Consider the following 12,880-nt stretch of genomic DNA (forward strand, 5'->3'; position numbering starts at 1 on the left):
GAAGCGATGAACCGTCTTGAGTTGATTCGAGCTTTGCCAAAAGCCGAGCTTCATGTTCATATTGAGGGCACTTTTGAGCCTGAGCTAATGTTTGCGATCGCTCAGCGTAATAAAATTGCCATCCCGTATAAATCTGTTGAAGAAGTTAAACAGGCCTATAACTTTCATAATCTTCAGTCCTTCCTGGATATTTATTATGCTGGTGCTACTGTATTGATTCATGAACAGGATTTTTATGATCTGGCCTGGGCGTATTTTGAGAAATGTGCTGAAGACCGGGTCGTGCATATTGAAATGTTCTTTGATCCACAGACCCATACCGATCGTGGCGTTGCTTTTGCAACCGTGATCAACGGCTTGCAAAAAGCCTGTGATGATGCCAAAACTAAACTTGGTATCAGTTCACATCTGATTATGTGCTTCTTGCGTCATTTAAGTGAAGATGCTGCATTTGCAACATTGGAACAGGCCTTACCTTATAAAGACCAGATTATTGCAGTCGGTTTGGACTCAAGTGAAGTCGGGCATCCACCTTCAAAGTTTGAACGTGTCTTTGCTAAAGCGCGTGAAGCAGGTTTCTTGGTTGTAGCACATGCAGGTGAGGAAGGCCCGGCAGCCTATGTCTGGGAAGCTTTAGATTTGCTGAAAGTAAATCGTATTGATCATGGTGTACGTTCGGAAGAGGATCCGGCGTTAATGCAGCGCCTGATCGCAGAAAAGATGCCACTGACGGTTTGCCCATTGTCAAACCTGAAACTCTGCGTCGTGGATGATATGCAGCAGCATAATATCCGTCGCCTCTTACAGCAAGGTGTGCATGTCACGGTCAATTCAGATGATCCATCTTATTTTGGTGGTTATATGAATGACAATTTTATTGCCATTGCTGAAGCACTGGATTTAAGCAACGAGGAATTGAAGCAGTTGGCCATCAACTCATTTGAAGCTTCTTTTATTACCGATGCTGATAAAGAGCAATGGATCAACCAGATCCGTGCCCTGGTTTAAGTTTTTAGATAACAGGCAGGGTACGCTCTGCCTTTGTTTTTTATAAATGGATATGAAGTTGAAACATGTAATTCTACTCATCAGTAGCGTGTTGATATCTGCCTGCTCAAATGCAGATATGACTTTGACACAGCGTACTTTAAAACCCGTGATTGAATACCAATGTGCAAAAGAATTGAAAGCATCTAAATTCTGGACTGCCTCGACCTATTTTATGCAGGACAAAAATAAAGCTGAACTTGAGCAAAATGTCTGTTCATGTGTAGGTGAGCATGCACTCAAGGATATTCCGGCAAGCACTTTACTGAAAGCGACTCTGGATGAAGAAGTAAAGTCAAAACTCACGCAACAGGCTATTGCAAACAGTCTGAAAGGCTGCATGACCGAGTTCTTAAAATAAAATCAGCTTTGCAATGAAAGCTGATTGAGTGTGGTTTTGCAGATTATTTTTTAGAAGATTTGGATTGTCGGGTCATGCTGTTGAGTACATGATCTTTATCGATAAAATGATGTTTCAGTGCTGCGAAAATATGTCCAACTAAAAGTAAGCCAACTGCCCAGGAAAGCCAGATATGCAGGGGTTTTACGATCGCGGTTACAGCCGGATTTTCTGAAATCAGTGCCGGCAGGTTAAATAAATATAGCACTGGTGCTGGATAGCCCAGACTCCAGCTATATAAACAGCCGGTGACAGGTAGGGCAATCAGCATAAAATACAAAGCCAGATGACCTGCATGTGCCAAAGTTTTCATCCGGGGTGACATAGTGTCCGGTAGTTCAGGGGCAGGGTGGGTATAACGCCAGAAAATTCGCACAACCAACAGGAAAATAATGGTGGTGGCGATATTTTTATGCAGGGTGATGACATCGCCTTTAAAGCTGCCATCGACTTCATAACTTAAAAAATTCCCACTATAAAAACCAATCAGCCAGGCCGCAATAAAGATAACTGCCATGATCCAGTGCAACCATTGTACCGTGCGCGTGTAATATTGTACTTTTTCCATGTGATTTTCGATTGCCCTCAAAGATGGATGCACCTTAGCAAAGGGCGAATCAGCCCAGCAATTCCAAATCTGCAACGCTATGGTGGCTTTCATGCAACATCCATTGAAATGGCTGGGTGCAGATTAAACATTCAGGATGATTTATAGATTTCTTATTCAGGTGAATTTCGGCACAATAGCGTCACGCTTCATATATGAATAAACAAGGAACAGATCTGTGAAAAAATTATTGGCTGCACTTGCTCCGCTTACTTTGGTTTTATCGGCTTGTGCAACAACAGGCAGCCCTGAAACGCAAACCACGACTCAACAGCTGGGTGGGGCTGCGCTTAAAATCGCGATCAATGCAAAATGTACGACTGAGCTGAATAATATTCCAGCATGGCAAACAGCTACACGTCTAATGACTACGACCCAAAAGCAGAATATCCAGACTGAAATTTGTGGCTGTGTCAGCGAAAAAGCACCCCAAAGCGTAACAGCGGTAGATTTGGCGACTGCAGCGATTGACCCGGCAGCACGTGCGACGATTGTCGGCAATGTGGTTGCAAAAACCATTAACGCTTGTGTAGCTGAAGCTGTAAACTAAGCCAAGATTAAATTGAAATAGGCTGACTGGTTCAGCCTATTTTTTATGGAAAAATAGACATGAAGATTGCTGGTGTAGATGAAGCAGGGCGTGGGCCATTAGTGGGTTCGGTGGTCGCTGCGGCAGTTATTTTGGATCCGAACAACCCGATTGAGGGTTTAAATGATTCTAAAAAACTCACTGAAAAGAAGCGTGAAAAACTTTTTATCGAGATTCAGGAAAAAGCGCTGGCATGGGCCATTGCTGAGGCTTCTGCGGCAGAGATTGATGAACATAATATTTTGCAAGCTTCTTTGCTGGCCATGCGCCGTGCTGTAGAAGCTTTGCCAGTTCAGCCTGAGCATGTATTGGTCGATGGCAACAAGATTCCACAGGGCCTTGCTATGAGCTGTGATGCCGTGGTGGGTGGTGATGCACTGCATGCTGAAATTTCAGCAGCCAGTATTCTGGCGAAAGTAACCCGTGATCATCAGATGATCGAGATGGACCAGAAGCATCCGCAATTTGGCTTTGCCAAGCACAAGGGTTATCCGACCAAGGCACATTTTGAAGCGATTGCCTTACATGGCGTGATTGATGAGCATCGTCGCAGTTTTGGGCCGGTAAAAAAGGTGATTGCAGCATTACAGCAGGGTGCAGAACTTTAAGTTTTATTTTAAATTATCTAAGTATTTAATATTTTTGTATAAAATTTAGACAAATTTAAAGCGGCTCAAAAGCCGCTTTATTCTTCGCACAAACATTAACGGTTAAAGTTATTTTGTGTCTGGCTATCGTCTTCATAAGAAGGTTGGTAATCTTGATCGATATGTTGAAGATGTTCATGCATTGCACGTTCATGCTGGATACGCTGGTAAATCTCTTCACGGTGCACAGAGACTTCTTTCGGAGCATTTACCCCGATACGAACCTGGTTACCTTTTACACCAAGCACAGTCACACTGACTTGATCACCAATCATTAAAGTTTCCCCGACGCGTCGAGTCAGAATCAGCATGTTTTTCTCCTTGCAAAATGCAAAACCTGCAATCTATTGAATGTAAAACAAAAAGCACAACCAAAAATTACAAAATAAGATCTGGATAGAAATTCTGTCATCTGGGTGAAAGATTTTAATCTATCTCAGCTGGTTAAAAATCCTCAGGCTTAATATAACAGAGCCACTATAAAAAAAACTATAGTGGCTCTGCATTTTTGTAGACTTTTATAAAATACTGTCAAACAATGACAATATTCTGTCTTAACGCTTAAGCACGTGCGCTAGATTCGCCTTGTTCACGGTCTAAACCGAATGCGGTATGCAATGAACGAACCGCAAGTTCAAGATAATTTTCTTCAATGATCACAGAAATCTTGATTTCAGACGTCGAGATCATCAGGATGTTAATACCTTCATCTGCCAATGCTGTAAACATTTTGCTCGCTACACCGGCATGTGAACGCATACCGACACCTACGATCGATACTTTTACGATATCTGAACGAGTCGCAACTTCACGTGCACCAATTTCTTGAGCAGTTGCTTCAAGAATGGCTTTGGCTTTATTTAATTCGCCACGGTTCACAGTAAAAGTGAAATCAGTTGTACCATCTTCTTCAACGTTCTGGATAATCATATCCACTTCAACATTGGCATCACCAATCGGGCACAAAATTTTAGAAGCAATACCCGGTTCGTCAGGCACGCCTAAAATAGTTAATTTTGCTTCGTCACGGTTAAATGCGATACCGGAGATAATTGGCTGTTCCATATTGTCTTCCAATTCAGTCGTAATAAGTGTACCAACGTTTTGCTTAAACTCTTCGTCGAATGCGCCATCGTTGTCATTGTCGAAACTTGATAATACGCGTAAAGGCACCTGGTATTTACCAGCAAATTCAACTGAACGAATTTGCAGGACTTTAGAACCGAGTGACGCCATCTCAAGCATTTCTTCAAATGAAATACGATCAACTTTTTTTGCTTTTGGTGCAACACGTGGATCGGTGGTATATACACCGTCAACGTCGGTATAAATCTGGCATTCATCTGCTTTGAGGGCGGCAGCAATTGCAACACCTGAAGTATCAGAACCGCCACGCCCTAAAGTGGTGGTATTGCCATGTTCATCAAAACCCTGGAAACCGGCAACGACAAGTACGCGGCCTGCATCCAGATTTGAGTTTAGGACTTCAGTATCAATGGATTCGATACGTGCCTTATTGAATGAGCTGTCGGTTTTCATGCCAACCTGGCGACCTGTTAGTGATTTTGCTTCAACTCCAATTGAGTTCAGCGCCATTGCTAACATAGAAATCGTAACCTGTTCACCCGTAGATACCATTTGGTCTAGTTCACGTGGGTCAGGGGTTTCGGTAATGGCCTTCGCTAAAGCAAGCAGACGATTGGTTTCGCCACTCATTGCTGATACCACTACCACTACCTTGTGGCCGTGGTCATGCCAGCGCTTTACACGACGAGCAACATTTAAAATGCGCTCGGGAGTACCCATAGAGGTACCGCCATATTTTTGAACGATTAATGCCATAGTTGTTCCATATAAGCCATGACCCTGATGTACCCATCAGGGTCAGTTACACAAAATTGAAGTTTTATTTTGCTGCAAGCCAGGCAGTTAAATCTGCCATCACTGGAGCAAACTTCTCGTTAAGTGGCGCGCCACCTTGTGCCAAGTCAGGTTTACCACCACCTTTACCACCTAGCTCATTCGCTAAATGTTTGATGATGTCACCTGCTTTAATAGAAGCAGTAAAGTCTTTTGCCACAGATGCGATCAAGCTCACCTTGTCACCCTCTACACCTGCAAGAACAATCACTGCATTTTCTAATTTTGATTTCACACCGTCGTGCAGGTTGCGAAGTGCTTTCGCATCCATGTTTTCAACAGTTGTAATCAAGGTTGCACGACCTGCAATGCTTTGAACTTGGCTTAGAAGTTCACCGGCTTGCAGGCTAGCAAGTTTTTGATTGAGTTGTTCGATCTGTTTCTGCAAGCTCGATGCAGTATCAACCAACGCTTCAACTTTTTCTAAAGTCTGGTCTTTTTGTGCTTTGAGCAAACCGTTAATCATATTGATATCGCGATCGGCTTTTTGCGCAACTTCAACTGCTTTAGTGCCTGTTACTGCTTCAATACGACGTACACCGGCTGCCACACCACCTTCAGAGGTGATTTTGAACAGACCGATATCACCGGTACGTTTTACGTGAATACCACCGCAAAGTTCGATTGAGAAGTTTTTCTCTTCAATCACTGAACCCATAGACAGTACACGTACTTCGTCACCGTATTTCTCGCCAAACAGCATCATCGCGCCTTTAGCTTTCGCAGACTCGATATCCAGAAGTTCAGTAGACACCGCAGTATTGGCAATCACTTCAGCATTGACCAAACGTTCAATTTCTTGCAGCTGTTCAAAGCTTACAGGTTGGTCATTGGCAAAGTCAAAACGTAACACATCAGATGCAACCAATGAACCTTTTTGCTGTACATGTGAACCTAAAATTTGACGTAACGCAGCATGTAGCAGGTGAGTCGCAGAGTGGTTGCGCGCAGTTGCTGCACGAATATCTGCTTTTACTGTTGCTTCTACATTTTGAGTAACTTTCAAGTTACCCATCGTCACGATACCTTGGTGTACAAATGCGCCACCAGATTTTTTGGTATCTTGAACTTCGAAAATACCAGTATCGTTTTTAAAGATACCTGTATCACCGATTTGACCGCCGCTTTCTGCGTAGAAAGGTGTTTGGTTGAGTACGATCAGTGCTTCATCGCCTTCAAACACTTCATCAACTTGCTCGCCATCTTTGTAGATTGCGATGATTTGACCTTCACCTGCAGTTGCGTCATAACCATCAAACTGAGTTTCGCCTTCAACTTTAACTACGCTGTTGTAGTCGATCGCGAATTTACCTGCATCACGTGCGCGTTGACGCTGTGCAGCCATTTCAGTTTCGAAACCAGCTTCATCAATAGTTAAGTCACGTTCACGTGCGATATCTGCAGTCAAGTCTGTCGGGAAGCCGTAAGTGTCGTAAAGTTTAAATACTACTTCACCCGGAATCACAGAACCTTTTAACTGTGCCAATTCACCTTCAAGCAATTTCAAACCTTGCTCAAGTGTTTTGGCAAATTGTTCTTCTTCTTTAAGAAGTTGTGCTTCGATACGTGCTTGTTGAGCAGCAAGTTCAGGGTATGCATCGCCCATCACTTCGATCAGTGGCTTCAACATTTTGTGGAAGAACGAACCTGTTGCGCCTAATTTGTTACCATGACGTACTGCACGACGGATAATACGACGTAGTACATAACCACGGCCTTCATTCGATGGATTTACGCCATCAGCGATCAAGAATGAACATGAACGTGCATGGTCCGCAACGACTTTCAATGAAGCAGGATACTGAACTGGTGTCCCTTTCTCAGCAGCTTCAGCTTCAAGTGCTGTAGTGTTCAAACCAATGATTTCAGCCGCAGCTTTAAGTAAATGCTGGAACAGGTCGATTTCGTAGTTTGAGTTGACGTGCTGTAAAACGGCAGAAATACGCTCCAAACCCATACCTGTATCCACAGAAGGCGCTGGAAGAGGGTGTAATACACCATCCGCAGTACGGTTGAACTGCATGAAAACGTTGTTCCAGATTTCAATGAAGCGGTCACCATCTTCTTCAGGCGTGCCTGGCAGGCCACCCCAGATATGCTCACCGTGGTCAAAGAAGATTTCAGAACATGGACCACATGGACCGGTATCGCCCATTGCCCAGAAGTTATCTGATGCGTATTGACCGCCTTTGTTATCGCCAATGCGGATAATGCGAGAAGCGTCTAGACCGATTTCTTTGTTCCAGATGTCAAAGGCTTCATCATCGGTGTGGTAAACGGTTGCATAGAGTTTATCTTTAGGAAGACCAAGCCATTCTTCGTTAGTCAAAAAGTCCCAGGCAAATTTGATCGCATCACGTTTGAAGTAATCACCAAATGAGAAGTTACCCAACATTTCAAAGAAAGTGTGGTGACGTGCTGTATAACCCACATTGTCTAAGTCATTGTGCTTACCACCTGCGCGTACGCATTTTTGTGATGACACTGCACGTACATAATCGCGTTTTTCTAGACCTAAGAAGCAATCTTTAAACTGGTTCATACCAGCATTGGTGAACAGCAAAGTTGGGTCATTGGCAGGTACTAGAGAACTCGACGCGACACGTGTATGCCCTTGCGATTCAAAGTAACGCAAAAATGCTTCACGAATTTCAGCTGATGTCATAAAACGAGTACTCACAACCAAGTCACTCCATAATTTCCGATTTGGCTAAAACACCACAGTCTGACAAGCATACAAGAGCTCTGCTGCAATGCGGGGCTTAAAAATTTAAAACGCCAAATTATAACGGAAAAAGCAGTATGCACCAATCATTTTAAAACCAATTGCGAAGGATTTATTTACTCAGGTTTTTCGCTGAATAATTAAATTGAATTTTCCCACAGTAGAATTCGTGGATATCCATCACATTAAAAATAACTGGAATTTTAAATGACCCAGATACAGACGGATGGATCAGAAATAAAATAATCGAAAATCAGTATTTTCACTGAAGTTTTTTAATGTACGGCGCCAGAAATCCTTTAACATAGAAGAGTTTTAAAATAGGCATATAAAAGGTCGAGTCATGCAACGAGTGGCAATCAATGGATTTGGGCGTATTGGACGGAATGTACTGCGTGCATGGTTTGAAAACCCGAAAGATTTTAATTTTGAAATCGTTGCCATTAACGATATTGCCGATGTTGAAACCCTGATTCACCTGTTTAAATATGACTCGACCCATGGCCGTTTTCCGGGGCAGGTGGATCTCAGCTATGATACTGAACATATCTATATGCATATCAGCTATCAAGATGCTGCATTAAAAGTACAGGTTTTGTGTGAGTCGCAGCCGGCTAAGTTGCCTTGGCAAAACTTGGCGGTAGATGTAGTGCTTGAATGTACTGGACTGTTCCGTTCTCGTGAAGCCGCGACCCAGCATATTGGAGCAGGGGCGAAACGTGTGATTATCGGCGCAGCACCTTTTGATACGGTCGATGCCGCGATTGTCTATGGTGTCAATCATCATGAAGTCAAAGCATCGGACCAGATCATTTCCAGTGTTTCTTGTACTACACAGGCTTTGGTGCCACTGGTCAAAATTGTCGATGATGCTTTTGGCATCACTAGCGCCCTGATGACTGAAATCCATGCTGTAACGGCGGATCAGTCGGTACTGGATCATGCGCATCGTGATTTGCGTCGTGCACGTGCTTCAGGCCATAACATCATTCCTACGACTTCGAGCGCACTCGGTGCCTTAAAGCGTGTCATGCCAAAAATGGAAGATCGTATTGATGGTTATTCAATTCGGGTGCCGACCATTAATGTGGCCGCGATTGATTTAACGTTTGTCTCCCAGTCGCCGATTACCGATCACAAGCTGAATGAAGTGCTGATCAAGGCTGCCCAGCAGGATTTTGCGGAAATTATGGCCGTGACAGATGAGCCATTGGTATCGAGTGATTTTAATCATTCCCCATATTCATTGATTGTGGATTTGACCCAGACTCTAGTCGTTGGGCATCAAGCCAAAGTCTTTGCCTGGTACGATAACGAGTGGGGCTATGCCAACCGTCTGCTGGATTTATGTGAATCATTTCATTAAGTTCGGGTTATCTAAACCTCAAAAGCACCGAGATACGGTGCTTTTTTCTTGCCTGTAAATATTCTGCAAGCCATGTTTTAAGAGAATTTGCCGGTAATTGATCGAAAATCAGGAATTGAGGCTGAATTATTTACGTTATCTGCAGCATTTTTCGTTAAGATAAAGACAATAAAATGAAATAAGAGCAAGCACATGATGGTGGTTTGGGGATTTATTATACTGCTGACTTTGGCGGTAATTTTTCTGATCTGGCTGCAGTTTAATCAGAGTGATGAGCCACGTAGCGTGGAAGGCGTGCCAGTCGAAGAAAAAATCGTGCATCTGGAAGAAAATTTAAAAAAGACCCTGGAAATCATGCAGGATCTAGCCAAAAAAATGCATGTGCAGCAGGAAGTGCTGGATCAGACCACAGCCAAACTTCAGCAGGTTGAATTGCAAAATGCCGAACTGGTCAGTTTGCTGACCAAAGTGGTTGATCCACAGAAATAAACAAAACCCCTTTAGAGATCATTTAAAGGGGTTTTTCTAGCGTTAGATTATTAAAATTCTTAAAATTGCAGCAGAAACCATACTGATGGCGACGGTCGGTAATAATCCAAAACGTGTAGCGGCAAATAGCGTTAAAGCCAAGGCGATCAGGTCTGCAGGATGGTCGCGTACAAAATAGGGTGCAATCACTGAAATCAGCACGCAGCCGGGGACTACTTCCAGAATTTTTCGCTGGCGCTGTGTTAGTGTTTTATTTTTTAACAAGACATAGCCCAAGATCCGGGTTAAATAAGTGGTCGCAGCAATCAGAATAATGGCCACCAAGGTGCTCATCTGGATCATGTTTGATCCTCTTGAATCAGGAAAAATGCCGAAGCGATTCCAGACAAGGCGCCAATCGGTACATACCAGCCCGCAGGTAAATATAAATAAGCCAAAGCCGCACAGACTAAACTGACCAGCCATGGCCGGGCAGCCTCAAAACCTTTCCACATACTTCTCAGTAACACCAGAAATACAGCAGGAAAGGCCATATCGAAACCAAAACGGTTGATGTCACCTAATACAGGTCCAAGCATGGCGCCGAGTGTGGTAAATCCGACCCACATCAAGTACAGGCAAAAACACAGGCCAGCATAATAAGGCATGCTAAACGCAGCACGATAACCCAAGTGCGCCTGTTTCCTTTGTGCATCAGCTAGACCGAGCGCCCAGCTTTCATCGACCATAAAAAATAGCGCCGGAAAAACTTTACGATTCGGGAGATGCTTTAAATACGGCACCAAACTGGCACCCATCAACAGATGCCGGCTATTTACCAGAAAGGTAATGAACATCAGCATGAGTAAATTTGGCGGACTGCTCCAGACTTCCAAAATGGCAAACTCAGAACCACCGGCAAAGTTCAGACCTGTCAGTAACGGCACTTCGAGCAAGCTGAAATTCTTCTGTACCGCCGTCGCACCCAACACCAGCGCAAAGGGAATAATCCCTAAAAGCATGGGGATAGAATCTTTCATGCCACGTTGAAATTCGCTGAAATCGGTAGGAACAACCACCGCTGCGGTGCTTTGTCTAAACAAAAGCATGGAAATGACCTGGGTACTGCAAAACTAAACCATATTTTATGGCGATATTCAGGCTATTTGCTATTGTAATGAAAGATATTTGAGTTTTATTTGAAATTAAATTGCGCTAAATTAAATTTAAAGGGTTTTAAATGCCAAAGTATAAATATGGATCAAATAGATAAACGCATTTTGCATGAGCTGCAAAAGAATGGAAAACTACAAAATAATGAACTGGCTCAATTAATTGGCTTGTCACCGTCACCCTGTTTAAGACGGGTGAAACAGCTGGAAGATGATGGTGTGATTGAGCAATATGTCGCGCTGCTGAATCCGCAAAAGGTCAATTTGGCGATGAGTGTGTTTGCACGTGTCTGGCTCAAGTCTCAAGAAGCTGCCGTGGTCGACCAATTTGTCGAAGCGATCAAGGAAATGCCAGAAGTGGTTGAATGCCAGCTAATGGCGGGCGATTGTGATTTCTTTTTAAGAATTGTGGTGGCTGATCTGGATGCCTATCGTAAATTTCAGATTCATCATTTAACCCAAATTCCCTGCATTCAAAGCGTAAAAACTGAAATTCCATTGCAAACGGTTAAAAGCACGACTGCATTGCCTTTGGTTTAATACCGGATTTTTTCATGCTATTTGTTTTGAATGTGCATTAAAACGCTGATAGTTGACACTATTGTTGTTGATTTCATCAGGTAGCGAAAATTATAAAATTTGCGATGCACAGCCAAAACTATCGTGCTAGACTAGGAGAAATCGGGTGTGCTCCCGATTTTTTTATGCGGATTCGTTCCGCGCTGACAAGAATTTAGGTTTACAACATGCCCATTTCAGAGACATGGTTATTACCTGATGGTGTAGCTGATGTATTACCAGAACAAGCGCAAGTTATTGAAAGTCTGCGCCGTAAATCACTGGATTTCCTTGCATCTCGAGGTTATCAGCTGGTGTACACGCCATTCATTGAATACATCGAATCTCTATCTTCTCTCTCAGAATCGAATCAAGATTTAGACTTAGCCACTTTTAAGGTAATCGATCAGCTTTCTGGTCGTTTGCTTGGTGTGCGTGCCGATATGACACCACAAGTGGCTCGTATTGATGCGCATGTACATCCAGTGGAAGGTGTGGCACGTTACTGCTATGCAGGAACCGTTCTGCATACCAAGCCTCGCGGTTTTAATACCTCGCGCGCGCCACTACAGTTAGGTGCGGAGCTCTTTGGTTCAGACAGCATCGATGCCGATGTGGAAATGGTCGATTTGATGATCAGTCTGATTCAGGAGACAGGTCTGGCAGATGGTATCCATCTGGACTTAGGTCATGTCGGTTTATTCCGCAGTCTGGTGGCTCAAGCAGGCTTGAACAAAGTCGCTGAACAGCAATTATCTGATTTATACCAACGCAAGGCTTTGCCAGAATTAGAAGAATTCACGGCAGACCTGAAATTTGGTCAGGATTTTTATGCCCTTGGACGCTATGCCAGCGACCTGGATGCATTACAAGCGCATTTAAGTGCTGAAGTGTTGGCAAATCCAGCATTTACGCAGGCTTTTAATGTCTTGCAAACCACCAAAGACGAAGTTCAAACCCGTTGGCCAAACTTGAGTATTGGTATTGATGTGGTTGAATTACGTTCATACCATTATCATACTGGCTTGATGTATGCAGTTTATGCACCGAACCGTGCAGCTGCACTGGCACAAGGTGGCCGTTATGATGGCATTGGTGAACATTTTGGCCGTGCGCGTCCGGCAACCGGTTTCTCTTGTGACTTATATGCTTTAAGCGCAGGCCAGTTTGATGCGGTACAGGTCGTGGTTGCACCTAAAGGCACTGATGCAGAACTTCTGAATGCAATTCAGAATATTCGTGCACAAGGCTTAAGTGTAATTCAGTTACTGGGTAATGATGATTTAAACTCGATTCCATATGCGACGCACCAGCTGGTGAATGCAAATGGTGAGTGGACAGTCAAAACGATTTAACTGCTTGGCTCAGTGTTCATGTCGCT

General features: G+C 43.6%; 13 protein-coding genes and 1 pseudogene. 8 read left to right on the forward strand and 6 right to left on the reverse strand.

Going from position 1 to position 12,880, the window contains the following annotated elements:
- Positions 1-6 precede the first annotated feature (6 nt).
- Positions 7-1,008 (forward strand): adenosine deaminase, encoded by a 1,002-nt coding sequence (locus tag AC1P5O_RS03855; protein ID WP_004278977.1) that lies wholly within the window; start codon positions 7-9, stop codon positions 1,006-1,008.
- 58 nt (positions 1,009-1,066) lie between these two features.
- On the forward strand, positions 1,067-1,408 hold the full coding sequence (locus AC1P5O_RS03860) for a hypothetical protein (protein ID WP_499005699.1): 342 nt from the start codon (positions 1,067-1,069) through the stop codon (positions 1,406-1,408).
- A 43-nt stretch (positions 1,409-1,451) separates the two neighbouring features.
- Here AC1P5O_RS03860 and AC1P5O_RS03865 read toward each other — a convergent pair whose 3' ends face one another.
- Positions 1,452-2,015: a cytochrome b gene (locus tag AC1P5O_RS03865; protein ID WP_004278975.1), complete on the reverse strand. Its 564-nt coding sequence runs from the start codon at positions 2,013-2,015 to the stop codon at positions 1,452-1,454.
- Between the two features lie 217 nt (positions 2,016-2,232).
- On the opposite strand from AC1P5O_RS03865, the gene AC1P5O_RS03870 reads away from it, so the two are divergent.
- Both AC1P5O_RS03870 and rnhB read left to right on the forward strand, forming a co-directional pair.
- Positions 2,233-2,604, forward strand: a complete 372-nt coding sequence (locus tag AC1P5O_RS03870) for a hypothetical protein (protein WP_004278974.1) — start codon at positions 2,233-2,235, stop codon at positions 2,602-2,604.
- A gap of 59 nt (positions 2,605-2,663) precedes the next feature.
- Positions 2,664-3,251 carry a ribonuclease HII gene (gene rnhB / locus AC1P5O_RS03875; RefSeq protein WP_004278973.1) on the forward strand — a complete coding sequence of 196 codons (588 nt, stop codon included), beginning with the start codon at positions 2,664-2,666 and terminating at the stop codon, positions 3,249-3,251.
- Between the two features lie 182 nt (positions 3,252-3,433).
- On the opposite strand, the pseudogene csrA reads toward rnhB, so the two are convergent.
- From csrA to alaS, 3 genes and pseudogenes are all read right to left on the reverse strand, one after another.
- A pseudogene (gene csrA / locus AC1P5O_RS03880) lies at positions 3,434-3,601 on the reverse strand (carbon storage regulator CsrA); the annotation flags it as partial.
- Between the two features lie 250 nt (positions 3,602-3,851).
- A complete protein-coding gene (locus tag AC1P5O_RS03885; protein ID WP_004278971.1) occupies positions 3,852-5,132 on the reverse strand; it encodes an aspartate kinase in 1,281 nt (426 codons plus the stop codon).
- A gap of 64 nt (positions 5,133-5,196) precedes the next feature.
- Positions 5,197-7,875, reverse strand: a complete 2,679-nt coding sequence (alaS, locus tag AC1P5O_RS03890) for an alanine--tRNA ligase (protein WP_004278970.1) — start codon at positions 7,873-7,875, stop codon at positions 5,197-5,199.
- A gap of 403 nt (positions 7,876-8,278) precedes the next feature.
- On the opposite strand from alaS, the gene AC1P5O_RS03895 reads away from it, so the two are divergent.
- Positions 8,279-9,301, forward strand: coding sequence for a type I glyceraldehyde-3-phosphate dehydrogenase (locus tag AC1P5O_RS03895; protein ID WP_004278969.1), 1,023 nt, complete (start codon positions 8,279-8,281; stop codon positions 9,299-9,301).
- Positions 9,302-9,493: 192 nt separating this feature from the next.
- Positions 9,494-9,790 carry a hypothetical protein gene (locus AC1P5O_RS03900; RefSeq protein ID WP_004278968.1) on the forward strand — a complete coding sequence of 99 codons (297 nt, stop codon included), beginning with the start codon at positions 9,494-9,496 and terminating at the stop codon, positions 9,788-9,790.
- Between the two features lie 42 nt (positions 9,791-9,832).
- Here the strand turns inward: AC1P5O_RS03900 and AC1P5O_RS03905 are convergent, their stop codons facing one another.
- Together AC1P5O_RS03905 and AC1P5O_RS03910 are read right to left on the reverse strand one after the other, a co-directional pair.
- Positions 9,833-10,132, reverse strand: coding sequence for an AzlD family protein (locus AC1P5O_RS03905; protein ID WP_005263421.1), 300 nt, complete (start codon positions 10,130-10,132; stop codon positions 9,833-9,835).
- Positions 10,129-10,878 carry an AzlC family ABC transporter permease gene (locus tag AC1P5O_RS03910; protein ID WP_005263420.1) on the reverse strand — a complete coding sequence of 250 codons (750 nt, stop codon included), beginning with the start codon at positions 10,876-10,878 and terminating at the stop codon, positions 10,129-10,131. Before AC1P5O_RS03910 ends, AC1P5O_RS03905 begins: the two co-directional genes overlap by 4 nt.
- 147 nt (positions 10,879-11,025) lie before the next feature.
- Here AC1P5O_RS03910 and AC1P5O_RS03915 point away from each other — a divergent pair, with 147 nt between their 5' ends.
- Together AC1P5O_RS03915 and AC1P5O_RS03920 are read left to right on the forward strand one after the other, a co-directional pair.
- Positions 11,026-11,481, forward strand: coding sequence for an Lrp/AsnC family transcriptional regulator (locus AC1P5O_RS03915; protein WP_004645552.1), 456 nt, complete (start codon positions 11,026-11,028; stop codon positions 11,479-11,481).
- Between the two features lie 206 nt (positions 11,482-11,687).
- A complete protein-coding gene (locus AC1P5O_RS03920; protein ID WP_004278964.1) occupies positions 11,688-12,854 on the forward strand; it encodes an ATP phosphoribosyltransferase regulatory subunit in 1,167 nt (388 codons plus the stop codon).
- Positions 12,855-12,880: the final 26 nt, after the last annotated feature.

The organism is Prolinoborus fasciculus, assembly GCF_056724605.1.